The sequence below is a fragment of the Clostridium senegalense genome, from assembly GCF_018916625.1.
GTDB lineage: Bacteria > Bacillota > Clostridia > Clostridiales > Clostridiaceae > Clostridium_J > Clostridium_J senegalense.
Map to the genome: position 1 here is coordinate 115,362 of NZ_JAHLNC010000008.1, position 25,680 is coordinate 141,041.

Genomic DNA, 25,680 nt, shown 5'->3' on the forward strand with positions numbered 1-25,680 from the left:
TTTATTGCATTTTAACTTAATACTCTTTCTAATCCAATTAAAGCAGCACCTATAGCTCCACATACTTGTGCTTCTTTTGATACTATTAATTTACTGTTCAATTTTTCTTCTATAGCTAGAACTACACCATAATTTTTAGAAACTCCTCCAGTTATCATAAATAAATCATTTAATCCAATCCTTTTTACAAGTGATAATATTTTACAAGCCACTGATTTATTTATACTATGCACTATATCCTCTATATTTTCATTTTGAGCTATTAGCGCTATAACCTCTGATTCAGCAAACACACTACACATACTAGAAATTGTAAGTTCTTTATTCCATTTAACTCCTACTTTACTCATATAACTTAAATCCAAATCTAAGGTCCTTGCCATTAGTTCCAAAAATCGTCCTGTTCCTGCAGCACATTTATCATTCATTACAAATTCTTCAACATCTCCATTACCATTTATTCTTATAGCCTTGCTATCTTGTCCACCTATATCAATTACAGTCCTTACATTTTTATTTAAAAAATTTGCACCCTTTCCATGACAAGTTATCTCAGTTACTTTTTCGTCTGCAAACGGAACAGAAATTCGCCCATATCCAGTAGCTACAATAAAATTTAATTGCTCTTTTTTTAAATTTGCATTTTTCAAAACATCTTCTAGTGCCATATTGATACTACTTAAAGACTTTGCTCCTGTTTTTAAGATAGTTTGTCCTAAAATTTCTTTCTTTTCATTTAATATAACTGCATTTGTAGATGTTGATCCACTATCTATTCCACATACATAAATATTATTTTTCACTTTTTTCTTACTAATTTTTTCTTTTTTAATATTTATACCTTCCATCAATCCCTCAATCCTTGTTGATATTTGTCCATGACAACTTTTAGTATAATCTGTTTCTATTTTAACTATAGGGAAATTAGCTTTTTCTTTAATATCAACATATTCAAAATTATAATAGTCACAAAATTTAACTGTATTATATATAACTCCTTTAATATTAGGTGATTTCAAAATCTTTTTTCTTTTTTCTACATTCTCCATTCTCATACAGGGATTTTTATTCAAAATTTCTTTACTATATAAATAAATTATTTCATCTAAATTACTTATATTTTCAATTTTTAAATAAAAATTTTCTATTTGTGAGCATGTCCAATTTTTTATATTTAAATAAGAAATTTTTTTTATATAATCTTCATCTTCTTTGCTCAATCTATTTCCTAATATAGCTATATAAGAATCATTCTCATTTTTCTTTTCATTTTTTTTAAACTGATTTTTAAATTTTTCTATATTAAAATCCCTTTTAGAAAAATTCTCATATGCTTTTATAAATTTTAAAATTTCATTTTTAAATAAATTTATAGAATATTTATTTATTTTTTTAGGTAAATCTATAATATAACAAAACTCTACTTTCTTATCCTTATCTAATATATCTTTTGTTCTTCTTAATGAATCACAGCAATTCATAAAAACTACTTCTTTTATATTCAATAATTTTATATTTTCTATTATCGCTTTAGAATAACTACATAAATTATTATGTCCTACTGTATGTGCTGTTTCAAAATCATTTACAGAAGAATTCAATTCCACACACTTTATATCAAAACCTTCAAATATTTCTTTAGGTGTATATTTACAAACATATCCTATCATTTTGTTTTTTTCACCGCCTTTACTATATCTAAAAAAGCCTCTACTCTAGTTCTTATCTGTTCTTCTTGAGAATTACGTTTGTCTATGCCATCTCCATCTAAAATTAGAGTTTTAATATTATTTTCTTCAAGTTTAGACTTTAATAAATTAGCTCCACCTAAAGATTGCTTACATCCCATATGACAAAAATTCACAACTCCATCTATATTTAATTTGTTACAAAAATCCAATATATTATCAGCCCGTCTTTCATAGGCACCATTAAACTTATTTAAAATTAATTTTTTTGCTATTGACTCGTAAGGTTTATTAATATCCAATTTTGTAATATTATTAAAATTAAAATCACATATTACAAGTTGGTTATTTAAATTAAAATTAAATATATCTTTTAATGGTTTTGAGTAAATAGGAATTAAATGCGTCCAAAGAATTCTATTCCCATTACATTTATCACATCTAAATTTTATATCGTCTAAAAGCATTTTATAATATTTTAGTGATTTTGAATGTCCTAAAAAAACATATGTTACAAATATTCTATACATTTCTAATGTTAATGTATTGGGATAATACTTAACTTTAAGTTCTTTTAAAAACTCATCATAATATTCTAAACATTTATTTTCTCTTGCAATAACTTCTTTAAGTTTTTCCTCACTTAATTTACATTTAAAATTATCTTCCAAAAAAGTAACTAACTCTTTCAATTGAAGTATTACATATTCTATACTTTCATTTGAATAATTATAAGGTACATCTATAATATATTTAGGAATATCATAACTTTTAGATATTCTCCTAAAAGTGTTTATATTAGCATCACAAGCAATAGTTGTAGTTATAGCACATTTTGGTGCTTTTAAAACCTTTGACTCACTAGCCCCTAAAAAAGTCTTGTGATATGAACAATAACTTTCGCTCAATCCTGTATTTTCTATAAATTCAATAAATCCCTTTTCACAATCTGCACCTGAAATATATGATGAAACCCCTTCTATAAACATAGGTGTTATATTCATAGCATGAAGAAATTCACATGGAGTAAAGATATTAACTATGGCAGAATTATCGCTATCATTCATAGCTTGTAAGATAAAATCCATCGAAATTTTCGTTAGATATTTTTGAGATGGCAAAAAATTTTTCTCTTTAAATTTGCTTAAAATATTTCCTTCTATCCAATATCCTAATTTAAGAATATCAAAGCTTTTTTGCGGGTTATTTTCTATATTATTGCAAACCAAATTGCTGTAAGTTTCAAATAAATTCATAATATCCCCTCATAAATAAAATAATAATATATATACTATATTCTTTAAATTTAACCTTTACCCTTCTTAATATATAAAATTTTCACACTTAACGAATTCTAATTTTTATACTACTTTTAATGTAGTTTTTATAAAAAAGGCAATTTTAAAATTGCCTTTTACTCTTTTAATTTTATTTTTCTTTTTTTCTATCTTCATAAAATGGCTTAAACTCTGGATTTACTTTTCCTATACCTAAATATCTAGCCTTATAATCCTTTAATAATTCAAAAAACCTTTTACTTAAAATTAATATTACTATAACATTTATAAATGTAGGTACAGCCGATGTAAAATCACCAAATAGCCATACTATTTGTCCCGGTAAACCTTTCATTACCGCCATTACAACCATTAAAAATCCTGGTATTGGATAACAGTATTTATAAAACTTTAATATAACCTTTTTTGCTTTTATATTATCCTTACTTGCATGTCTTAAAAGGATTTCATAATATGTGTACCATCCAGTTGTAGTTGTTATTCCAAATAAAAAAACTCCTATACTTAAGATTACCCTACCTAAGTATCCCATTCCAGATTCAAAAGCTGAAAGTGTTAATGTAGCACTTGTTGCACCAGAACACCAATTTCCAGTTATTATTATTATCAAAGCTGTTATTGTACATACTACACCAGTATCAATAAAAACTTCAAAAGCACCCCAAAACCCTTGTCTTATAGGATGATCTGTCTTTGCTGTTGAATGTATCATAGGAGATGTTCCCCATCCAGCTTCATTGCTGTAAACTGATCTTGACATACCTATTTTTAACACCTGCATAAATGTAGCACCTGTAAATCCACCTACAGCTGCAGTACCGGTAAATGCACCTTTAAAAATCAATGATATTGTTTCTGGTAAAAACGTTATATTTTTTAAAATTATAAACAATCCTGAAACTATATAAAATAAACACATAAAAGGAATTGTTTTGCTAGCTATTTTTCCAAGACCAGGTATGCCACCATTAATCATTATATAAACTAAAATTGCATAAACAAATGCCACCAGTATCATACTAACATTAAAGGTACTTGATATAGCTTCAGATACTGTATAATTTTGAAGAGTTATGAAAAATGTTGATAATATCCCTCCACCAAATAATATTGCTGGAATAATCCATAACTTAAATTTCTTTTCTTCTCCTAACCCTTTTTCCATATAAAAGGATGGACCTCCATAAGGGTTTCCTTCTTCATCAATCGTTCTGTAATGAACAGCTAATGTAACCTCTACCATTTTTATTATGGCACCTAAAAGTGCAGCTACCCATAGCCAAAACACAGCGCCTGGTCCACCTACAGCTATTGCTGTAGCTACACCACCAATATTACCTACTCCTACACTTCCTCCTATAGCTATACTTATTGCTTCAAATGGTGATAGAATTCCTTTCTCACCTTTACTTGTTTTGTCTTTCTTGATTAATTTTCCAAAAGTTTCTTTCATTATATGTTTAAAAAACTTAAATTGAAAAAAACCTGAAGCTACAGTAAAAAATAGTCCTGTACCTAGAATTGTTACTATTAAAGGAGTTCCCCACAATAAGCTTACAGCCTTTTGAATAAATTCCTCCATTTAATCCCCACCTTTGCACTACTCAACCATAAAATTATTAGTCATTAAATTAATTAGCATCTTCAAATTTTATAATAATAATCCTAGTAACTAAATTATTATTATTACGTTATATTAATTTTACAGCTTAATAAATCTATATTCGGAAAATTGTGATTTTATTTAAAACATTTTTTACATTTTATAAAACTTTATTAAAATATATTAATAATTTTAAATGGCGAATATTTTTATAGATTTAATTGTTTTTCTTCGATTTTTTCTTTGATTTCAATGGAATTTTATATGATTGTTTTAATTTAAAATATTTCATTTTTCACTCATTTATACAAGATGAAAAAGTTTTAAATTAAAATAAATAGACAAAGGAGAAATTTTGCTTTTTTTTCATTCATTTTATATATTTTTTTAATTAAAATAAATATTTTTCCCTTTTTGTATTTACTTTTTATATTTCGTGTTTTATAATTATTAAAAATATTGTAAAGGCTAAATTTCTATTTATTTCAAATTTTATTTTTAAGAATATAGTCCAAGCACTTAAATTAAATATTAATTACACAGTTTAAATTTTAAATATTATATATATTAAAATAATATTTAATTATCAGAACATTTTTCATGTTCTCTTTTTTAAAATTAAATTTTGAGTAAATAATTTAATTTATTTTTTATTAGCAATTAACAATTTTATTAATTTTAATATGGAGGTTTTTTTATGAAAAATAATTTAATTTATACAATACCAAAGGAAATGCATAGCAAACAAAACATCAAAAATATTCTTTTGGCTCACCCAGAAATAAAATTTGTTTCTTTATGTGGAATTGATTTACTTTTTAATGATATAGATGAAAAAATACCTGTAAATTTATTTTTGAATGATTTAGACAAATTTCTAGATGGAATCGCTGTAAAAACTGATGGCTCTTCAGTTAATCTACCGGGTATAGCTACCCTTAACAATGCACAAGTAGATATAAAAGTTGATTTAAATTGTAGCTGGTACATAGACTATAATTATGAACATATCGATGAAATTACAAATCTTCCTGTGGGAACACTAACAATACCATCTTTTCTATTCCACGAAGGTGTTGCAGTTGACTCAAGAAGCGTCTTGAAAAGTACTTTAAAACATTTTAAAAACTCTTTAATAAGTTTATTTGAAACTTCTAATGTTCTTGATTGTTTTGGAATAAAATTTTATGATATAGCAGATGTAAACATTACATTAGCTACAGAATTAGAGTTTTGGGTTAAAACACCAAATGAACTTGCAGATGTTGAAGAACTTTGTACTTCTGAAGTTCTAAAAGAACAATATTGGAAAAGAACTAAAGGTTCTGTAAGAACATCACTTGAAAAATCTCTTTTACTTCTTGAGAAATATGGACTTAACCCTGAAATGGGCCATAAAGAAGTTGGCGGTGTAAAAGCTCAACTTACAACCACAGGATCTTTAACTCACATAATGGAACAATTAGAGATTGATTGGACCTATAGTGATGCTATAAGTTGTTGTGATAATGATCTTTTAGTTAGAAACTTAGTAAAAGAAACTTTCAGAAAAAATGGATTAGATGTTACATTTATGGCAAAACCAATTGACAATATTGCTGGTAGTGGTAAGCATCTTCACATTGGTGTACTATTACATTTAAAAAATGGAGAAAAAATAAACTTATTCCATAGTAATAAGGATTTTATGAGTGTTCTTGGTTATGGAGCTTTAATGGGAATTTTAAAGAATTATGATATAATAAATCCATTTGTATCTAACTCTATTGATTCTATAAAAAGATTACAACCTGGATTTGAAGCCCCTGTTTGTACATGTACTTCATTAGGTTTAAACAAAGATATGCCATCTAGAAATAGAACGGTTCTTTTAGCTCTTATTCGAGAAGAAGACAATCCTTATAGCACAAGATTTGAATTAAGATCTCCATGCCCTCACACTAATAGTTATTTAGCTACAAGTGCATCAATTTTATCTATGTTAGATGGATTAACATATGTTATTAAAAATAACAAAACTACTGAAGATTTATTAATGGAAATTTCAAAAGAATATGGTGAAGAGGCATCTTACTTAGAAAATAACCGTAAATATAGAAGTGAAAATAATATCTTTACAGATTACTCAAAAGAAGAACTTGAAAAATACTTTGGTAAAGCACCAAAAACAGTATTGGAAAACTTAAAATCTTTTGATAATAAAAGTAAAGTTTCAAAAATTAATTGTGGTACTATACTAAATGATAAAATTATTAATAGTTATAGAATGGGTGTTACAGAAAGATACTTAAATGAGCTTACTGGACGACTAATTCCTCAATATGTAAAGGTAGTACGTAATTGTCAAAAACTAAATCACGATGAAAATTCTAAAATTGATGTTGCTAATTGGGAAAACATTCAAAGTTTAAGAAATTACATTATGAAAGATAATGATGAAAATTTCTCATTATTTACTAAAATTAAAACTGCAATCAATGAGTATGATTTAAATGAGGTTTCTAATTTACAAATAGAATTAGATGAAAAAATTTCACTTTTAAAAAATTTATATAATAAATACAAACAAAATTTAATTGAACTATAAAAAAATTTATTTTTAATAAAATAATAGTGAAGCAAAAATAGCATGCTATTTTTGCTTCACTATAGTTATTTCCTATTTTAATTTTCATTTCTAAATTCTTCTAAAGTTTTTTCTATTTCCTCATCTGTTTCTAGTGATAATACCCTTTTACAAAGCTTTTCACATTGATATATATCATATTGAGACATATATCTTTTAACTCTACATACATATGATGGATTTACACTAAATTCATCTAATCCCATTGCCATAAATATTGGTATTAAATTAATATCTCTAGCTGCTTCACCACACATACCAACATATATTCCATTCTTATGTCCATTTTCTATAACAATTTTTATTAGTCTTAAAACTGCTAAATTGTAGTTACTATACAAGTCTGAAACATTGTTATTTAACCTATCTACCGCAACAGTATATTGAATTAAATCATTAGTACCTATACTAAAGAAATCAACCTCTTTTGCCAAAACATCAGAAATTATTGCTGCTGATGGTACTTCTATCATAATTCCTATTTCTATATTTTCATCATATTTTATTTTTTCGTAATCTAACTCTTTTTTGCATTCCTTAAGTAAATTTTTAGCCTCCCTTATTTCTTTTAAAGATGAAATCATAGGAAACATTATCTTTACTTTACCAAAATTACTAGCCCTTAAAATTGCTCTTAATTGAATTTTAAATATTTTTTTTTCTTTTAAACAATACCTCGTAGCTCTAAGCCCTAAAAAAGGATTCTCCTCTTTAGGTATATTAAGATATGAAATTTCTTTATCTCCTCCTACATCTAATGTTCTTATAATAACAGGCTTTTCTTTCATTTGTACCGCTATATCTTTATATATTTCAAATTGAATATCTTCTGTAGGAGCATTTTTTCTATCCATATATATAAACTCACTTCGTAAAAGTCCTATTCCTTCCCCATTATTCTTTATTATTTCATCTAACTGAGTAGGGACTTGAAGATTACAGGCCACTTGAAATCTTTTCATATCTTTAGATAGAGGTATTTTTTCTAAAAACTCCTTATCTAAACTTTCCTCAACCTGCATTGTTTTTTTCTTTTTATTAAAAGTTTCTATATCATATTGAGTTGGATTTATTATAAATTGACCATTACTTCCATCCATAGCTATAATAGACTTACTATCTACCATACTTAAAATATTTTTTGCACCTACAATAGCAGGTATACCTAACATTCTTGCTACTATAGCAACGTGAGAAGTTTTCCCTCCAGTCTCTGTTATAAATCCTATTATTTTATTTTTATCAATTTTTACTGTTTCAGATGGTGTTAAATCATGAGCTACAAGAACAAATTTCCCTTCAACTTTTTCATAGTTTAATTCTTCTTTTTTTAACAACTTATTTGTAGCTCTATTAATTATATCTATAAGATCAATGCTTCGTTCTTTAAAGTATTCATTATCAAATGAATTAAAAAGCTCAACAAAAAACTGTTTTCCTTTTTCTAATGCCCATTCGCTATTTATTTTATCTGTCTTTATTTTTTCTTCAACAAATTTTAAAAATTCTTCATCCTTAAGCATGCATATATGTGCATCAAAAATTTCTATTTCTTCTTTAGCTAATTTTTTATTTAATATTAGATTTTCTATATCTTTTATACTATCTTCCACAGCAGACTTAAATCTTAATAATTCAGCACTTATATCTTCTATACTATATTTAGGTATTGATTCTTTTACATCTTTTATTAAAACTTTGCTAATTTCAATACCGTTAGATACTCCTATACCCTCCATAATATCACCACCTAATAATTATGAGCATTTTATAAAAGTTTTGCACCTTTTCTATCCACTATAATAGTAACATTTGGGTGTAATTGAAGTACAGATGAAGGAACACTCTCTGTTACATTTCCATATACAGTCTCATATATAGCTTTACTTTTATCTTCACCTGAAACTAATAATAATATCTCTTTAGCATTCATTATAGTTTTTATTCCCATAGTAATAGCTTTTTTAGGCACTTCTTCTATATTTCTAAAAAATCTAGCATTAGCTTTTCTTGTATCTTCATCTAGTGATACAACATGAGTTGTAGATCCAAATTTACAATGAGGTTCATTAAATCCAATATGTCCATTTCTTCCTATACCTAAAATCTGAATATCTACTCCTCCACAACTTTTAATTTTACTTTCATAACTCTCACATTCTTTTTCTAAACTTTCTGCTAATCCATCTGGAATATTGATATTTTCTTTTTTTATATCAACACTATTAAAAAGATTTTTGTTCATAAAATAATGATAGCTATTAGCATTGTCATAATCTAAACCATAATACTCATCTAAGTTAAAAGTTATAACTTTATCAAAACTAATAAATTTTTCACTATATAATCTAATAAGCTCTTTATATGTTCCTATAGGAGTTGACCCTGTAGCCAACCCAAGAATTGTTTTAGGGTTTAAAATCAATTTGTTAGCTATTATCTTAGCTGCCTTTTCACTTAACTCATTATAATCTTCTGTTGTAATAATTTTCATATTTTCCAACCTTTCTGTCATTTTGTTTTACCTTTTCTAAATTAATGCCCACTGAAAATTCGCCTATATAGAATATAATTAGCTTTCTTCAAACTTAAATTTTTGCCATGGCCTTATATAATCTAAAAGGTATATTTCCTCTTCTGATATTCTGCCAACTACACTAGTTTTGCCACTGTTTTTCATATCCTTCAGTGCAATTTGAAGTTCACCACTATATCTTTTATAAAGAGAACTTTCTATTAATACATCTCCTTTTTTTATTTCTCTAATATTTAGGGGCTCAAAGTATTCATTTCTATATTTAACTCTACTTTGAGTAGATCTTATCATATATTCTGAAACATCTCCTCTATTAAAATGTTCTTCATCTAATAAGATTTTCCTTTGAATATAAGATATATTTTCATATAAATTTACTTTTAAACTTAGCAAATTTCTATTTAGGTTAGATAACTTTTTAAGTTCTTCATCTGTTGCAAAACAATTTCCTATTATTACATCATCTATAAATTCAGTGTTAAATAAATCTTTTGCTTGAACTTCTATTGGTAAAAATCTATGTTCTTCTAACGTACAAAGTCCCTCATTTACGGGCCATGGTCCAAATTCTCCATTTTGGGAAGTTACAAAAGCTGCTGTTCTTACTCCATTTTCTTTAAAAACCTTTGAACAATTGATAAAATGTTTTCTTGAAAGCCCTGTATATCTGTGAGGATAAAAATTATGACATCCTATTATATTTTCTTTATTAGGTTGAAAAGCTAATATATTTTCTATCTGCTTTGTTCCATTACTAATATTAATTTCTATTTTAAAATTTTCTTTATTAAAACTCATTAAGGATTCCTCAACACCACCAAACCCTTCATCTAGTCTTATACCAGTTAAATTCAATTCATGTAGTTGTTCCAGATTTTTATAGTTTATACCTATCTTTTTTAATGCATCCTTATTTACATCTGCAATAACTTCCATACCAAGTTTTGTTGCCGCCGTAGTTATTTCTTTAAATTGAAGTATATGGCTATCATCTGTAGAAATAAGACATGTAAAAACCCTTGAAAATCCATAACTAGATGCTAATTCTAAGTACTCTATATATCTATCTGTTGTTGCATTTCCGGGATATACAGATATTCCCAAACATTTCATTTAATCCACCCTTCCATTATTTCAAGTAAATTTTTTCATATAAATCAATAAATTCTTCAGCCATATCTTTAACAGTTATTGCATTCATCAAATGATCTTGAGCATGTACCATAAGTAATGATACTTCTATTTTATTATTTTGAGCTTCACTTTGTATAAGTTTTGTTTGCTGAACATGAGCTTTTGTTAGACTTCCTTCTGCACTTTTCAATGCTTCTTTAGCTTTTTCAAATTCGCCTTCCTTAGCATAGCTTATAGCTTCCATGGAAAAACTTTTTGCTTCTCCACCACAGGATATTAAATTTATTATAATTTTTTCCATAACAGTCCTCCTAATTTTGAATAATTATATATTAAATCCTTGTAAATATTTTTTATTTTCTAAAAATATGTCTTCTAATACAGCTTTAGACTTCTCTATAGAACCTACCAACGGATTATTTATAAGTGCAAGTAGTGCATAATTATAGTCTTTTTCCACTGCAGCTTTTATAGTAAACCTTTCATAATTTTTTATAGATATTATTAAGCCCTTTATTTTTTCATCTAATTCTCCAACATCTAAAGGCATTGCACCATCTTTATTTATTATTGAATTTACTTCTATAACAGAGTCTTTTGGTAGTTCTTTAATAATTCCATTATTTTTAACATTAACTGTATGAATTTCATTCTTATCATTATATATAGCATTTATAAGTGAAATAGCTACAGTAGAATAATATGCACCTCCTCTATTTTCTAATTCTTTAGGTTTTTCCTCTGTATTTTCCATCATATATATATTAAATAAATTATTTTCAATCTCCATAACCTGTACAGCTCTAGTACTTTTATTTTTATTCAGACTACTTAATTCTTCTTCTAGCATTCTATCTTTCATATAAAAATATCTATGATAAGGACACGGCACCATCCCCATTGCTCTTAAAAAACTTTCATCCCATTTTAAATCTGGTATATTGCTTATATTTATACTTTTACCGCTACATAAAATTTCAACTACTTTTTTTGTTATATCCTTATTGTCTAAATATACTTTCTTTCCAAAAATCAAGTGATTAAGTCCTACAAAATCTATACTTAATCTTTCATTTTTAACTTCAAGTATTTTGCTAATGTTCATTTTCATATTATATGGAACATTACAAAGTCCAATAACTTTTACCTTTGTATATTGCATAATTGCTTCAGTTATAATTCCAGCAGGATTTGTAAAGTTAATCAACCAACTATTTGGAGCTACCTGTTCAATATCCTTACATATATCTAGCATAACTGGTATCGTTCTCAGTGCATTGGCAAATCCACCTGCACCTGTTGTTTCTTGACCTATTAAATTATTTTTTAATGATATCAATTCATCTTTTTCTCTAGCCTTTAGTCCTCCAACTCTTATTTGACTAATTATAAAATCTGAATTTTTTATTCCTTCCTTCCTATTACAGGTTGTCCAAACTTTTATATTTATATTGCTCTTTTTTAACATTCTTTTTGTAAGGTTAAATATTATATCTAATTTTTTTCTACCTGTTTCTATGTCAATTAAAACTATTTCTGTTATTGGTAATTCATCTATATTATTAATAATTCCTTCTATAAGTTCTGGTGTATAACTACTACCTGCCCCTATTATTGACATTTTTATGCCCTTCATTTTCTCACTTCCATCTAATTCTTATTGTATTAACAAATATTTAATCCCTTTTTCAATATTTCTACATCTTACTATATAGAGTTCTAAGGTTATTCATTTTTCAAATGACTAATTAAAGGTTATTGTTACTATTAATCACTATGTTCCTAATACTACTGGTATTTTTTATTTTAGTAAACTGATTTTCAGTTTTACAAATTATTCTCAACTCATAATCCTTAACTTTTAATTAACTATAGTTGTACTTATTTTTTTATCCTTATCAAGAGAAAATTTTCATGAAAACAAAAAACTATATTATCTCATATAATACTAAAATTTATTTTTTAAATTTGGAGTATAAAGAAATAATAACCTTATACTCCAAATTAATAATATTTAAATTTCTAATTTCTTATCTTTAGAATTTTCAATTTTTGTAGTATTTGTTAAAGATTTTTTTGCATCTATTCTTTCTGCCATTATTATAAACGGATAATATATTAACAAACCGATTGTTAAATTAATTATTTGAAGTAATACACCCATTAAAGACCCACCAGTAACAAGCCATCCACTAATAATTGGTGGTGTTATCCAAGGAACCATGGCCACTGTTGGTGGTACTATTCCACTTGCTATAGCTAAATAACTAATAATAGTTAAAACTAACGGTGCTAATATAAATGGTACTAAAAATATAGGATTTAAAACTATAGGTAATCCATAAATTATAGGTTCATTTATATTAAATATACCGGGCGCTGCTGATATATTAGCCATACTTTGGTAAGCTTTATTTTTACTTTTTCTTCTATAAGAAGCTATGAAAATTGCACCTATTAAGCAAATAGTTACACCTGATCCACCCATGTATACAAAACAATCAAAGAAAGGTTTTGTAACTATATTAGGTATAGCTGCACCTGCTTGGAAAGCTTTTATATTTGCATCAAGTGCTGGAAGGTATACAGCTTGCATAACTGGCTCTAATATATTGGAACCATGAAGTCCAAAGAACCATGCAATATGATTAAATAATACAATAGCTATTGCTGACCCTAAAGTATTTGCTACTCCTGCAAGAGGTTTTTGAAGCACATCATAAATTAATGCTTGAATATCAGTAACACCAACTAAACCTAGTAATACTTTTATCATTGATATAACTGCAACTGTAATCATAACTGGAAATAAAGCCGCAAATGATTTAGAAACTGCTGGTGGTACACCCTCCGGCATTTTTATTATTAATTTTTCAGATTTAGAAAATTTAACAAATATTTCTGTAACTACTAAAGCTACTATAATTGCTACAAATAAACCAGTTCCACCAGCCCATTTAAATGGTATACCGGAACCATCTTCTGTTGGATTAGTTAACATTATTAAAGAACCTAATGCCATTACTGCAGCAATTACTCCATCTGCATCATAAGATTTAGCTAAATGATAACTTATTGTTATTACTACTAATAAAGACATTATTGCAAAAGATGCAGTCCATATATTTCCTCCAAATACAGTCCATGTTTCACCAAATATACTAGCCATAAATTTTTGATATACTGGTATAGGTAATCCATTTATCAGAACTGCAAAAGCTCCAGCAATTACTAACGGCATTATAGATACAAATCCATCCCTTATTGCTACTAAGTGTCTTTGCGAGCCTAACTTACCTGCAATAGGTACAAAATATTTTTCCATTTTATTTAAAAAATTGTTCATAGTGAACCTCCTATTTCAACCTATTTACTATTATTTATTAATTCCATAGCTTTTTTTAATACTTTTTCACCATTCATGGTGCCATACATCATACTATCGATTACATCTACTGGTATTCCTTTTGGCTCCATAGTTTTTCTAATTTTATTTAAAAGATATCTTACCTGTGGTCCTAATAAAACAACATCTACATCCATATGATTTTTAAGGTCTATTTCCCCTACAGCAATTATCTTAACATTAATATTGTCTTTCGCCGCAGCCTTTTCCATTTTTTCTACTAATAGACTAGTAGACATTCCAGCACAACATACTAGCATGATTTTTTTCATATTTCTCCCCCCAAATTTTAACTATTTTCAAGTGCTAATATTAAAGCTCCATATGCCCCATCATTATAAGAATCATGAATTACTATTTGAGGCAACTCTTTTTTTATTCTTTTTTCTAATAATTTTCTTATTAAAGGTGATTTTACTAACACACTACCACTAAAACTTAAAGGAAAGTCATTACAATTCATTTTTTCAGAAAGAGTTTTAACCATAATAAATAAATCTTCTACAGCTTTATCTATTATTTCTTTTGCCACATCATCTTCTAGGTAAGAATCAATTACAATAACTGCAATTTCTGCTATGTTATTTTTATTAGTTTTAGGATTATATATAAAAGAAATAAGTTCATCATGGGACTTTATCTGTAATTTTGTACTGACCTTTTCCCAAAGTATAGTTTGTTTACACCTTCCATCATAACTCTCCATTATTTTAGATAATGCATCTTTTCCAATTGCAAATCCACTTCCTAAATCGTCTATAAAATGCCCCCATCCGCCTACTCTAATAGGATTGTTATCTAAATCTATTCCATAAGCTACTGACCCTGTTCCGCTAATTAAAATTGCACCCTTTTTTTCACCATTTGCACCAACTAAAGTTGTAACTGAATCATTATAAATTAAAATTTTATTTTTATATCCTAAGGAATAGAACATGTTTTTTAAAATTTCTTTATCTTCTTCAAAGTCTACTCCTGCACCACCTAGACATAGTGATTTAATATCTTTTAGTGACACTTTATCCCTTGAAAAAAAGTATTTAAACATACTCCAAAACTCATCCTTTGTTTTTTCAATTCCTACTCCCTTATAATTAGTAGGTCCTATCCTCGCTGTATCAATAATTGTTCCATCATCTTTACTAAGTATTGCAACAGTTTTTGTTCCTCCACCATCGATTCCTAGATAATAACTCATACCACCCTCCCTTTATTTTAAATTTTAATATTTTATAGCAAATAAACTTTGAATTATTTTAAAATATTTTAAATTTTCAAAATATTCAAAGCCTAGTTTACCCAATTTAAAATAAAACTTTTTAATTATAAAATAGTTCTTTTAAAGAATCATATGCTTCTAATTCATCTTCACCTTCTATAATAAATGAAATGGTTTCTCCCATAGATGCACCTATACTTAATATTCCAATTATACTTTTACAATTAGCTCTCACTCCATCTTTTTCTATATCTATATTAGATTTAAAGTTTTGAGCCACTTTTACTAAATTAGTTGCCGGTCTAGCATGAAGCCCAACTTTATCTTTTACAACAATATCTAATTTTTTCATTATTTTCTCCTTTCATTTATCAAAACAAACTTTTATTTACACTTATATATAAAGCAATATGCATGCCAACTTTTAAATTAGAAATATTATCCACACCCCTTTCATGGTGCTAATAACTAAATAAAAACTGTGTAATTAGTGTGTATTTTTACCTGCACACTATATTACACAGTTTTTATTGTGTAATATTTTCAAAAAACATTACACTTAAAGTTAATTTTCTTCACTAAATTTATCATATTAATTATTCTGTATTCTACAATTTTAATATATTAATTAAGTTGTTAATAATGAAATTGACCTTTCTTTGCTATTGCACAAAAACATTTTACAAATATATGCTAATTCATTTGTTCCAATTTTTATTTTATAAATTTTTTCTAATGGTTTTATAGTTTCTTCTATAAGTACTAATTCTCTACTATATTGTTTTTTAAACTCATCAATTAATTCAAATTTAGTTTCATCATAACCTTTTATCAATTTATCAACTAAAAAACATATATGAAGAACTATACCTAACTCTACTTCTTTCATGATTTCTATTGATAAATTATATTTTATTTTATCAATAACATTTTTTACAATATTTAAAAGTTGATAACAATCTTTAACTCCTAAATGTTCTTTTAATGTTTCACTAATATTGTTATAAATATTTTCTTCTTTTAAGCGATTCTCTAGCTTTTTAATACCCTCTTTTTGCAATATTTCAATAGCAGATATAAACATTACATCCTTAATATAAATAGGTATTGTTCCTACAATAGCAATTATATTGTAATTTTCTTTATAATAATCTATAGCAGTTAAAAACTCTATTCTATTTATTATATTCATTGAAATTATATCTACATTCTTATCTATATGAATCTTATCTTTAATAATTCTTTTTAGTCTTTCTGCTGCACCATCCCCAGTAAAACATGCTGTTATTATAATATTTTCTTTATTTAAATTTATTTTAGTATCCATGGTATTATCATAAATTGTTTTATTTACAATGGATTTATAAATGCTATCTAAAGATTCACAAAATATAGCTTTTCTGCATGCTTCTATAACTGTTGATGTAGTAACATTGTCTATAGATTTTACAATTATGCCTGTTTCCTCATATATCATATCTGCAAAATTTACTAAAGGCCCCATATCAACTAACAATAATGTCCCTTTGTCATTTGCTACTTTTTCCACAATTCCCTTTACAATACTATATATTCTCTCACCTTCCATATTTAATGGCATATCTATAGGTATTATGTGATTCACTCCTATTAATTCATTTACAACATTTGCCATACTTGTAGCAGTACTTTCTCCATGTAATACTAAAACTATATTTACCTTTTCATCTGCAGCTTGCTCTAAATATAAATAATTTTTAACTAAAAATAATGTAATATATCCTATTTCATCTAATGGTAATTGAATTTTAAAATTACGTTCTATTTCTTTAGTAATTTCCATAGCAACTAAAAATTCATTATTATAATTAGCCCTTATAAAATCTAATTTAGGATTATAGATTTTTTTGCCTTTATTTATTCTTTTTATTGTTTCATTAATATGCAATGCAAAGGCAACATATATATTTTCACCATAATTTCTTTTTAACTTTTTTTCTGCAAAATTTAAGATGTAATCTACTAAATTTAATATTTCTTCGCCTACTATTTTTTTACGCTGCTTTTCTCTGCCTCTTTAGGAACTTGTCCAACATAACTTTTAAAGTGACTTTCTATACCTATATTTATTATTTCATTTATTTCATCTTCATCAAGCCCTTTATTTTTTAATTCAATAAACTTTCTTTCTATTCCGTCATAAAAATCTATATCATCTTCTATTTTTATATAATTTTCAATAGTTTCTTCATCATTTTCTTTATAATAAAAACTAATTACATCCCCTTTAATTTTCAAAACATCATATACTTTTTTTATATAATTATTAGTGTCTAATAATTCTTTTTTTACTTCACTTGAAATATCTTCTTGAGTTATTAATACATATTTTTTTTTATTTAGTTTATAATTTAAAAAACCTTTTGCACATGCTAATTGTATATCGCTTTTTAATTGGCCTATGTTACTTAAACACTGATAACTTAAAAATGCAGCTAAAGCTTTATGAGTTATATAAATATTTTTACTAATCCGTTTTGATTCCTCTTTTATAAATAACTCTATAAGCCTATATCTCTCATTGACACCTCTATTTTTTAATGTTGGTAAAGTAATAGTCATAGGTATTCTTCGCACAAACGTTTTAAGTAGATTAGAGCTTGGGTCTTCTGTGGTAGCTGCTATAATTTGAACTGATGCTTTAATAACTTTTTCTGTTTCTCCTAAAGGTCTAAAATAACCTTTATCCATAAATGTAAAAAGTAATTCTTGACCTTGTGGTGGTAATCTATGAACTTCATCTAAGAAAATTATTCCTCCATCAGCTTTTTTAAGTAATCCTTCTCTATCATTATTAGCTCCAGTATATGCTCCTTTTTTTACTCCAAAAACGTTACTTATAAGTAACTGAGGATTATCTGCGTAATCAGCACAATTAAATGTTATAAATGGTGACTTATTATTAAATCTCTTACTTTCAATCCCATAAGTATACATAAGTTCTGCAAAATAAGATTTTCCTACACCAGTTTCTCCTAATATTAAAGTATGCAGTCCATTAGGTGGATATATAATTGCTGCTTTAGCCTGTTGCAACGATAAATTCAAACTGCCAGTTGCTCCTATTATTTCATCAATAGAAGAATTTTTATTTTCCACATTATAATTATAAGTTTTGTTTAATTCATCTTTAAACTTAAACAAAACAGGTCTTCCATGAATTTTTTCAAGCTTATCTTCTTCTACTAATTCATTCAAGTATCTACTAACATTAGCCCTATTCATTTTTAAACTATTACTTATATCTATTGCCGATACTCCTACATTATTTTTCTTATGATTATTAACTACTGCGTTTAGTACAAGCTCCTTTACCCCAAAATAACTCCCCCTATCTACTTTAATATCAAATATAAAAATACTATTTAATTAATTATTCTATATAGTCTAATTCTAGTTTAACATTTTTCAGCAGTTTTTTTCAAATATTTACCATAAAATTAATTATCTAATATATTTTATAATTAATTTTTTATTTTGAAATACTAGTTATAAAAGTTTTATTAACCAAATATGGTATTTAATAATAAACTAATTATGAGAATAGTTTATTATGGAGGTTAAGGGTATGCTTTGTATTTTGGGTGGTTTACTTTTTATTTTTATAGGAATTGTATTTTGCCTGTATCCTTCAAAAGAAGAGATTTCTAAATTAAATATTTCTAAATTTACTGAAAATAGCTTTCCATATGTAAAAGAAAAAACCTATGGTAAGTTTTTAATATATTTAGGATTACTTCTTATAATTTTGGGAGGTTTTTTATTCTATTTTATAGATAATAAATTTGTCATATATATAGAATTTGTGATTTTCATACTTGGAATAATATCAGCTATTTTATTTTGGGATAAATATTTAAAAATGCTTATAAAAAATTTAAATAACAATAATCAAAAATAATAGTATTCAATTTTTAATACTATGTTAGGAGGTTTTTATGCTTTCCATAGTTCTTTCTATTATCTGTTTTTTTCTTGGCATAACTTTTATTATACAAAGCCCTAAAAAAGAACCTAACTATATAAAGTCTAATAAAAATCATGTTTATGAAGAAATTCAAAGATATTGTGGAAAACATCTAATCTATCTATCCTTATTTTTAGGATTAGTTGGATTGTTTTTTTATTTTTACAGAAATCCATACTTTTTTATTTATGAATTAACATTAATTGGTATGTCTATACTATTTTTTATAATTTCTTTAAAAAAGTATATATCTAAATTGTAAAACAAATAGGGATTATACCCTATTTGTTTTTAATTTAATTTCATAATCTTTACATATACCACTTAAATAATCATAGTTTTTTAAGTATAGGATTTAAAAGTTAACAATTTTTTTAACAAATAGCCTTTTAATACCAATAAATTGTTTATTTATTCTATTTATTTTTAAGATTATTTATATTGTTATTTTTTTAATTGTGAAATTTTGTTTTTAACTGTATTAGAAAACAAATTCAATTTTTCTTTCAAGTTCTTATGTTATTCTTAGTTCTACAGCTTTATGTAGAATTATATAAATAATTATTGTATTACAAATTTTTTATATAAAATTTATTTTTTGTTACTTTATGTTAAATTTTTAATCTATCTTACAAATTTGTAGTTATTTTTTTGACTTATGAATATTGTATTAATACAACGTTTTCTTTTTTTTTCATCTTCATATTACAGTTGTATGACAATTTTTAATTGTTAAAATTCATGATATAATAAGCAAAAACAAATACGGATAGCCTTGCTATACTGTAATATAAATTTTATGAGGTGAGAGTTAATATGAAAAAAATATCCCCAAAAGATTTCATAGTTATAGGTTTTGCACTCTTTGCAATGTTCTTTGGTGCAGGAAATTTAATATTTCCACCATACATAGGTAAATTAGCAGGAGACCAAACCCCACTTGCAATTATTGGTTTTTTAATTACAGGAGTAGGACTTCCTTTAAGTGGTATTATAGCTTGTGCTAAAATAAATGGATCTTTTACAGATATGTCTAGAAGAGTTGGAAAAATATTTTCTATTATAGCTACAACAGCATTAGTTTTAGCTATAGGCCCAATGCTTGCTATACCAAGAACTGCAGCTACTACTTATGAATTAGCGATACATCCTATTTTCCCATCTGTAAGTCCTGTTATAGGCGTTATAGTTTACTTTGGCATTTGTTTAGCTTTTGTACTAAGACCATCAGGAATAATTGATAATATTGGTAAAATTTTAACTCCAATACTTTTGGTGATGTTAGGAATAATAATAGTAAAAGGTGTACTTGTACCACTAGGACCAGTAGTTGAAACTAACTATCAAGGTGCTTTTTCAAATTCATTACTAGAAGGATATCAAACAATGGATGCTATGGCTTCAGTAATATTTGCTTCTATAGTTTTAACTTCTGTAAAAGCAAAAGGCTATACAGATAAAAAAGATATAATAAACGCTACCATTAAATCTGGTCTTGTAGCAGTTGTTGGTTTAACTTTTGTTTATGGTGGCCTTATGATTTTAGGTAGTCAAGTATCTACAATAATAACTGAGGATATTGGAAGATCAGCTTTAGTTGTTGAAATAGTAGGAAGACATCTAGGTTCTTTAGGTACTGTTGTATTAGGTCTTTCAGTTGGACTAGCATGTCTGACTACTGCAATAGGTCTTATATCTACTGGGGCAGAATACTTCAGTGGTTTAACTAATGGTAAAATATCTTATAATATTTTTGCTATTATAATAAGTACAGTTAGTGCTTTACTTGGAACTGGTGGAGTTGAAAAAATAGTACAATTTGCTGGTCCCGTATTACAAATATTATACCCAATAGTAATAGTATTAATAATAATTACTTTAGCTGGAAAATTTGTTTCAAATAATAATACTGTAAAAATTACTATTTATACTACACTTCTAATAAGTATATTAGATACAGTAAACGGATTAACAAATGGAAGTATAGCCTTATTGGATAAATTAGTATCAGCTATACCACTTGCTAGCTTAGGATTTGCTTGGGTAATCCCAACATTTATAGCTTTTATAATAGGTATTATACTATTTAAAAATAAATCTTTAAACAACCAATCTGAAACTTTAGAAATTAATTAACAGTTTAAAATAAAAAGAGATATCCACCATTAACTTATAAAATTTAATGGTGGATATCTCTTTTTGCAAAAAAATTTACCATATAAAAACATACTTATTTTAATTTTTACTGTATCTCTTTTCTTTAATATAAAAGGAAATTATGAATTAATCTTTCCATTATAAACATTTTTACAATTGTTGTAAATTTTTTATTAAATGCCACACTTTATTATTTCGTTTATATATACTATGTTAAAGGCATATTTTAAGTTTATAAAATACCTGTATATACAAAATTGTAAATAATTATAGTGAAACAGGCTCAAATTTTTAATAAATTTTACTCTACTCTTGAGCATATACTTACTCTTTTATGAATCAGGATATTCTAGTTATAGGTTAAAAAGTACTTTTAAATTTCTACAATAACTTATTATATGTAGTATTCTTTAGAGGTGAGTTTTCATGAAAAAAATATTTAAACAAGACTTTATAGTTATTGGCTTTGCTCTTTTCGCAATGTTTTTTGGCGCAGGAAATTTAATATTCCCCCCTTATATTGGAAACTTAGTCGGTAATAAAGTTCCTTTAGCTATTATTGGATTTTTAATTACAGGGGTAGGACTTCCTTTAAGTGGTATTATAGCTTGCGCTAAAATTAATGGTTCCTTTAGTGATATTTCAAGTAGATGTGGTAAAATATTTTCCATAATATCTACTACTGCATTAGTTCTATCTATAGGCCCAATGCTTGCAATTCCAAGAACGGGAGCTACTACTTATGAGTTAGCAATTAAACCTATATTTCCATCTATAAATCCATATGTAGTTCTTATAGTTTATTTTGCTATTTCTCTAGCCTTTGTATTGAAACCTTCTAAAATAGTAGATAATATAGGTAAATTTTTAACACCTTTACTTTTGCTTATTTTAGCTACAATAATTATTAAAGGTTTAATATTTCCAATAGGCCCAATTGTTAATACTAATTTTGAAAATACATTTTCTTATTCTTTACTTGAAGGTTATCAAACAATGGATGGAATGGGTTCAGTAATAATGGCCTCTATTGTTCTAACTGGAGTAAGATTAAAAGGATACACTAAAAAAGAAGATATAATGAAAGTTACAATAAAATCCGCCTTAATTGCAATAATAGGTTTAGGCTTAGTCTATGGCGGTCTTATGATTTTAGGAAGTCAATCCTCTACAATAATTTCTAAAGATTTAGGTCGTTCTGCATTAATTATTGAAATAGTTAATAAAGATTTAGGTTCTTTAGGATCTATATTTCTTGCATTAGCTGTTGCCCTTGCTTGCCTTACTACATCAATTGGACTTACATCTACTGCAGCACAATATTTTAATAAACTATCTAAGGATAAAATTTCCTATAATACATTTTCAATTCTAATAAGTATTACCAGTGTTTTTCTTGGAAGTGGCGGTGTGGAAAAAATAGTTAATTTTGCCGTACCTATACTTCAAATACTCTATCCAATAGTTATAATACTTATATTAATAACTTTAGCTGGAAAATATGTTACAAATAATAAAACTGTTAAAATTACTGTGTATACTTGCTTAATAATGAGCATATTAGACACTGTAAATAAATTAACAAACCATAACATTATTTTTATAAATAACTTTATAAAAATAATACCACTTTCTAATATAGGTTTTTCTTGGATAGTTCCATCGCTAATTGCTTTTGTTATAAGTATGTTTTTATTTAAAAAAGATTTATCAAATAAAATTAATATATAATCCATAAAAATAACTCTACACTGAAAATTATTTTTATTCATAAGAAAAGGCTATTTAAATATTTACAATTTATATTTAAATAGCCTTATTTTTATTTTATTAAATCTTTTATTTTTTTTATATATATTTTTTGAAAATTTTTATTTTCCCCTAATCCCTTTAAATAGGTATTTACTTTAAATCCTTCCTTTTCTAATACTGATTTCCATGAGTCTTCATCATCAGATGCCATGTCATTTTTTGCATGATCTCCTGCTACAAGCATTAATGGCATTAATGTAACTTCTTTCAATTCTTTTGCTTTTAAATCATCAAGCACATCTTCTATTAATGGATATCCTTCTACTGTAGCAAATAAAAGTCTATCAAGCCCCATTTTTTTTGCTACATATTCAAATTGAAAGTATGCAGAATTTGCTTTATGTGCAGTTCCATGAGCCATTAATAATACTAATTGATTCTCTGGAATTTGAGCTTTTAGTGCTTTTACTGCTTCAAAGTAATCTTCATTATTATATAAAAGTGGTGTTCCCAATTCTAACTTTTCAAAGCATTCTTTATAATTATTCATACCACTTTTTATTTTATCATACTCTTCACCATATATTATATGTAATGGTTGTACATAGACTTCTTTAAAATTATCTTCTTTTAATTTGTCTAATGCTTCCTTTACTGTATCTATTTCAATATTATCTCTATCTTTTAATTTTTTTATTATCATATTTGAAGTGAATGCTCGTCTTACTTCAAATTCTTTAAAAGTATCTTTTATTTTATTCTCTGTTTCTTCTATACAACTTTTTAATTGACATTGAAAGCTTGTACCAAAACTTACTACTAAAATTGCCTTTTTATTCATAAAGCTTAACCTCTCTTTTTTATTTATATAAAATATTTTTTAGGTAGTACTTTTTCTAATATTAAAGCTAATAATATATTTCCTAATGCCGCTACTGCTAAAGGTGGTATCATTCCTAAAATTCCTTTTCCCGCTACAGGAATTAACATAACTGTTGATATTGGTGCATTTAATACAACTCCAACTAGAATAACCACAATATCTCTAAGCTTTAAATTTCCTTTTGAAAACCATTTGTAAGTATAACCAACACCTATCATTGTTATTGCCATATTTATAGCAACAATTAAATGCACTATAATTGTTAGTGGAAATCCACTAGTAGCTGCAGTTATTAAATGTCCTATAAAACCTATCACTGCACCATATATAGGTCCTAATATCATAGATGCTAAAAAAGCTGGCATAGAATCAAAAGCTATTGTTGTTCCTGGCAATTTTATATTAGCCCCTATAAAACTTAAGGCTATAAATAATGCCATTGTAACTAATTTTCTTGTTTTATTGTTCATTATAATTTCCTCTTTCTTTTGTTAAGTATTGAACAAGTTTCTCCTCATTGTCAAATACTACATCATACTTTATATTTTTTCGACCAATAACTACTCCAAGTATACCTCTTTCTTTAATAGCCTCTAGCTTTTCCATTGTTCCACCTTTTATACCACTGTCCTTTAAAAGCATAACCTTTATATTAAATTCATCTATAAAGCTTAAATTTAATTCTTTAGAAAAAGGTCCTTTCATAGCTATTATATCCTCTACTTTAACTTTTAAACCTTCACATTCTTGAAGAACTTTTAAAGTAGGAAGTACCCTATGAATTATTCTATTTTCTAAATGTAAATTTAATATTTTCTCAATATTTCTACTACCTGTTGTATTTAATATTGTACCTTTTATATCCTTTAAAATACTATATAATTCCTCGTAACTTTCAACTTCAATTATATTTTCTACATCTCCATAGCTTTTTATAATTGACTTTCTTTCAAATCGTATATAATTAATTTTCAACTCATCACAAACTTCCATTGCGTTTTTTGTTATCTCTAAAGCATAAGGATGAGATGCATCTACAAGCTTTGTTACATTGTTTTTTAATAATATTTCTTTTAATTCTTCCTTTTTTAATGGTTTATCATTTAAAATCTTAAATTTTCCACTTGAAAGTATGGTTGCACCATAGCTGCTTGCAACTGATATAAATAAATCATCAGTATATTTATTAAGTTTTTCTACTATAACTTTTCCTTCACTAGTACCTAAAATAAGACCTATCATTTACAACACCACTCTTTCTAAATTATTAAATTCATAATTGTCATACTTACTACCGATTCTTTTAATAGTAGTATTAAATATATCTTTTAGCAAAGATTCAATGCATAAATTGAAATGTCATTTTAGAATC

General features: G+C 26.2%; 22 protein-coding genes. 5 read left to right on the forward strand and 17 right to left on the reverse strand.

Going from position 1 to position 25,680, the window contains the following annotated elements; genetic code table 11:
* Positions 1-11: 11 nt before the first annotated feature.
* From KQI36_RS13620 to KQI36_RS13630, 3 genes are all read right to left on the reverse strand, one after another.
* Positions 12-1,670 (reverse strand): acyl-CoA dehydratase activase, encoded by a 1,659-nt coding sequence (locus tag KQI36_RS13620; protein ID WP_216451333.1) that lies wholly within the window; start codon positions 1,668-1,670, stop codon positions 12-14.
* Positions 1,667-2,944, reverse strand: a complete 1,278-nt coding sequence (locus KQI36_RS13625) for a 2-hydroxyacyl-CoA dehydratase subunit D (RefSeq protein WP_216451334.1) — start codon at positions 2,942-2,944, stop codon at positions 1,667-1,669. Before KQI36_RS13625 ends, KQI36_RS13620 begins: the two co-directional genes overlap by 4 nt.
* 172 nt (positions 2,945-3,116) lie before the next feature.
* Entirely contained in the window at positions 3,117-4,568 is a 1,452-nt protein-coding gene (locus KQI36_RS13630; protein ID WP_216451335.1) for an alanine/glycine:cation symporter family protein, read from the reverse strand.
* Between the two features lie 718 nt (positions 4,569-5,286).
* Between KQI36_RS13630 and KQI36_RS13635 the strand changes: the two genes are divergently transcribed.
* Positions 5,287-7,176 carry a type I glutamate--ammonia ligase gene (locus KQI36_RS13635; protein WP_010296405.1) on the forward strand — a complete coding sequence of 630 codons (1,890 nt, stop codon included), beginning with the start codon at positions 5,287-5,289 and terminating at the stop codon, positions 7,174-7,176.
* Positions 7,177-7,253: 77 nt separating this feature from the next.
* On the opposite strand, the gene ptsP is transcribed toward KQI36_RS13635, so the two are convergent.
* The 11 genes from ptsP to KQI36_RS17765 all read right to left on the reverse strand — a co-directional run bounded on the left by ptsP (position 7,254) and on the right by KQI36_RS17765 (position 18,774).
* Positions 7,254-8,954, reverse strand: coding sequence for a phosphoenolpyruvate--protein phosphotransferase (gene ptsP / locus KQI36_RS13640; RefSeq protein WP_216451336.1), 1,701 nt, complete (start codon positions 8,952-8,954; stop codon positions 7,254-7,256).
* A gap of 29 nt (positions 8,955-8,983) precedes the next feature.
* Positions 8,984-9,709 (reverse strand): glucosamine-6-phosphate deaminase, encoded by a 726-nt coding sequence (gene nagB, locus KQI36_RS13645; RefSeq protein WP_216451337.1) that lies wholly within the window; start codon positions 9,707-9,709, stop codon positions 8,984-8,986.
* Positions 9,710-9,787: 78 nt separating this feature from the next.
* Positions 9,788-10,864 carry a DUF871 domain-containing protein gene (locus KQI36_RS13650; protein ID WP_216451338.1) on the reverse strand — a complete coding sequence of 359 codons (1,077 nt, stop codon included), beginning with the start codon at positions 10,862-10,864 and terminating at the stop codon, positions 9,788-9,790.
* 16 nt (positions 10,865-10,880) lie between these two features.
* Positions 10,881-11,186 (reverse strand): PTS lactose/cellobiose transporter subunit IIA, encoded by a 306-nt coding sequence (locus KQI36_RS13655; RefSeq protein ID WP_216451339.1) that lies wholly within the window; start codon positions 11,184-11,186, stop codon positions 10,881-10,883.
* Between the two features lie 24 nt (positions 11,187-11,210).
* Positions 11,211-12,521, reverse strand: coding sequence for a 6-phospho-beta-glucosidase (locus tag KQI36_RS13660; RefSeq protein ID WP_216451340.1), 1,311 nt, complete (start codon positions 12,519-12,521; stop codon positions 11,211-11,213).
* Positions 12,522-12,899: 378 nt separating this feature from the next.
* Entirely contained in the window at positions 12,900-14,231 is a 1,332-nt protein-coding gene (locus tag KQI36_RS13665) for a PTS sugar transporter subunit IIC (RefSeq protein ID WP_010296422.1), read from the reverse strand.
* A gap of 20 nt (positions 14,232-14,251) precedes the next feature.
* On the reverse strand, positions 14,252-14,563 hold the full coding sequence (locus tag KQI36_RS13670; protein ID WP_010296423.1) for a PTS sugar transporter subunit IIB: 312 nt from the start codon (positions 14,561-14,563) through the stop codon (positions 14,252-14,254).
* Positions 14,564-14,580: 17 nt separating this feature from the next.
* Positions 14,581-15,489 (reverse strand): N-acetylglucosamine kinase, encoded by a 909-nt coding sequence (locus KQI36_RS13675; protein ID WP_216451341.1) that lies wholly within the window; start codon positions 15,487-15,489, stop codon positions 14,581-14,583.
* A gap of 121 nt (positions 15,490-15,610) precedes the next feature.
* The gene (locus tag KQI36_RS13680; protein ID WP_216451342.1) at positions 15,611-15,862 is read right to left on the reverse strand and encodes an HPr family phosphocarrier protein; all 252 of its coding nucleotides are present in this window, start codon (positions 15,860-15,862) and stop codon (positions 15,611-15,613) included.
* A 276-nt stretch (positions 15,863-16,138) separates the two neighbouring features.
* On the reverse strand, positions 16,139-17,539 hold the full coding sequence (locus KQI36_RS17755; RefSeq protein WP_342357392.1) for a PRD domain-containing protein: 1,401 nt from the start codon (positions 17,537-17,539) through the stop codon (positions 16,139-16,141).
* Positions 17,536-18,774 (reverse strand): sigma 54-interacting transcriptional regulator, encoded by a 1,239-nt coding sequence (locus KQI36_RS17765; protein ID WP_244991594.1) that lies wholly within the window; start codon positions 18,772-18,774, stop codon positions 17,536-17,538. The genes KQI36_RS17755 and KQI36_RS17765 overlap by 4 nt, the downstream gene beginning before the upstream one ends.
* 343 nt (positions 18,775-19,117) lie before the next feature.
* Here KQI36_RS17765 and KQI36_RS13690 point away from each other — a divergent pair, with 343 nt between their 5' ends.
* The 4 genes from KQI36_RS13690 to brnQ (KQI36_RS13705) all read left to right on the forward strand — a co-directional run bounded on the left by KQI36_RS13690 (position 19,118) and on the right by brnQ (KQI36_RS13705) (position 23,404).
* The gene (locus tag KQI36_RS13690) at positions 19,118-19,450 is read left to right on the forward strand and encodes a hypothetical protein (protein WP_216451343.1); all 333 of its coding nucleotides are present in this window, start codon (positions 19,118-19,120) and stop codon (positions 19,448-19,450) included.
* A gap of 37 nt (positions 19,451-19,487) precedes the next feature.
* Positions 19,488-19,778 carry a hypothetical protein gene (locus KQI36_RS13695; RefSeq protein WP_216451344.1) on the forward strand — a complete coding sequence of 97 codons (291 nt, stop codon included), beginning with the start codon at positions 19,488-19,490 and terminating at the stop codon, positions 19,776-19,778.
* 554 nt (positions 19,779-20,332) lie between these two features.
* Entirely contained in the window at positions 20,333-21,652 is a 1,320-nt protein-coding gene (gene brnQ / locus KQI36_RS13700; protein WP_216451345.1) for a branched-chain amino acid transport system II carrier protein, read from the forward strand.
* Positions 21,653-22,099: 447 nt separating this feature from the next.
* On the forward strand, positions 22,100-23,404 hold the full coding sequence (gene brnQ / locus KQI36_RS13705) for a branched-chain amino acid transport system II carrier protein (RefSeq protein ID WP_216451346.1): 1,305 nt from the start codon (positions 22,100-22,102) through the stop codon (positions 23,402-23,404).
* A gap of 91 nt (positions 23,405-23,495) precedes the next feature.
* Here the strand turns inward: brnQ (KQI36_RS13705) and KQI36_RS13710 are convergent, their stop codons facing one another.
* The 3 genes from KQI36_RS13710 to KQI36_RS13720 are packed head-to-tail and all read right to left on the reverse strand — an operon-like array spanning position 23,496 to position 25,550.
* A complete protein-coding gene (locus KQI36_RS13710; RefSeq protein ID WP_216451347.1) occupies positions 23,496-24,266 on the reverse strand; it encodes a sirohydrochlorin cobaltochelatase in 771 nt (256 codons plus the stop codon).
* Between the two features lie 23 nt (positions 24,267-24,289).
* Entirely contained in the window at positions 24,290-24,778 is a 489-nt protein-coding gene (locus KQI36_RS13715) for an ECF transporter S component (protein ID WP_010296448.1), read from the reverse strand.
* The gene (locus KQI36_RS13720; RefSeq protein WP_216451348.1) at positions 24,768-25,550 is read right to left on the reverse strand and encodes a cobalt-precorrin-6A reductase; all 783 of its coding nucleotides are present in this window, start codon (positions 25,548-25,550) and stop codon (positions 24,768-24,770) included. The genes KQI36_RS13715 and KQI36_RS13720 overlap by 11 nt, the downstream gene beginning before the upstream one ends.
* Positions 25,551-25,680: the final 130 nt, after the last annotated feature.

Bases quoted from the DNA above. Each gene is read 5' to 3' on its own strand.
- KQI36_RS13620 (WP_216451333.1), bottom strand. From the start codon at position 1,670: ATGATAGGATATGTTTGTAAATATACACCTAAAGAAATATTTGAAGGT.
- KQI36_RS13625 (WP_216451334.1), bottom strand. From the start codon at position 2,944: ATGAATTTATTTGAAACTTACAGCAATTTGGTTTGCAATAATATAGAA.
- KQI36_RS13630 (WP_216451335.1), bottom strand. From the start codon at position 4,568: ATGGAGGAATTTATTCAAAAGGCTGTAAGCTTATTGTGGGGAACTCCT.
- KQI36_RS13635 (WP_010296405.1), top strand. From the start codon at position 5,287: ATGAAAAATAATTTAATTTATACAATACCAAAGGAAATGCATAGCAAA.
- ptsP (WP_216451336.1), bottom strand. From the start codon at position 8,954: ATGGAGGGTATAGGAGTATCTAACGGTATTGAAATTAGCAAAGTTTTA.
- nagB (WP_216451337.1), bottom strand. From the start codon at position 9,709: ATGAAAATTATTACAACAGAAGATTATAATGAGTTAAGTGAAAAGGCA.
- KQI36_RS13650 (WP_216451338.1), bottom strand. From the start codon at position 10,864: ATGAAATGTTTGGGAATATCTGTATATCCCGGAAATGCAACAACAGAT.
- KQI36_RS13655 (WP_216451339.1), bottom strand. From the start codon at position 11,186: ATGGAAAAAATTATAATAAATTTAATATCCTGTGGTGGAGAAGCAAAA.
- KQI36_RS13660 (WP_216451340.1), bottom strand. From the start codon at position 12,521: ATGAAGGGCATAAAAATGTCAATAATAGGGGCAGGTAGTAGTTATACA.
- KQI36_RS13665 (WP_010296422.1), bottom strand. From the start codon at position 14,231: ATGAACAATTTTTTAAATAAAATGGAAAAATATTTTGTACCTATTGCA.
- KQI36_RS13670 (WP_010296423.1), bottom strand. From the start codon at position 14,563: ATGAAAAAAATCATGCTAGTATGTTGTGCTGGAATGTCTACTAGTCTA.
- KQI36_RS13675 (WP_216451341.1), bottom strand. From the start codon at position 15,489: ATGAGTTATTATCTAGGAATCGATGGTGGAGGAACAAAAACTGTTGCA.
- KQI36_RS13680 (WP_216451342.1), bottom strand. From the start codon at position 15,862: ATGAAAAAATTAGATATTGTTGTAAAAGATAAAGTTGGGCTTCATGCT.
- KQI36_RS17765 (WP_244991594.1), bottom strand. From the start codon at position 18,774: ATGAATAGGGCTAATGTTAGTAGATACTTGAATGAATTAGTAGAAGAA.
- KQI36_RS13690 (WP_216451343.1), top strand. From the start codon at position 19,118: ATGCTTTGTATTTTGGGTGGTTTACTTTTTATTTTTATAGGAATTGTA.
- KQI36_RS13695 (WP_216451344.1), top strand. From the start codon at position 19,488: ATGCTTTCCATAGTTCTTTCTATTATCTGTTTTTTTCTTGGCATAACT.
- brnQ (WP_216451345.1), top strand. From the start codon at position 20,333: ATGAAAAAAATATCCCCAAAAGATTTCATAGTTATAGGTTTTGCACTC.
- brnQ (WP_216451346.1), top strand. From the start codon at position 22,100: ATGAAAAAAATATTTAAACAAGACTTTATAGTTATTGGCTTTGCTCTT.
- KQI36_RS13710 (WP_216451347.1), bottom strand. From the start codon at position 24,266: ATGAATAAAAAGGCAATTTTAGTAGTAAGTTTTGGTACAAGCTTTCAA.
- KQI36_RS13715 (WP_010296448.1), bottom strand. From the start codon at position 24,778: ATGAACAATAAAACAAGAAAATTAGTTACAATGGCATTATTTATAGCC.
- KQI36_RS13720 (WP_216451348.1), bottom strand. From the start codon at position 25,550: ATGATAGGTCTTATTTTAGGTACTAGTGAAGGAAAAGTTATAGTAGAA.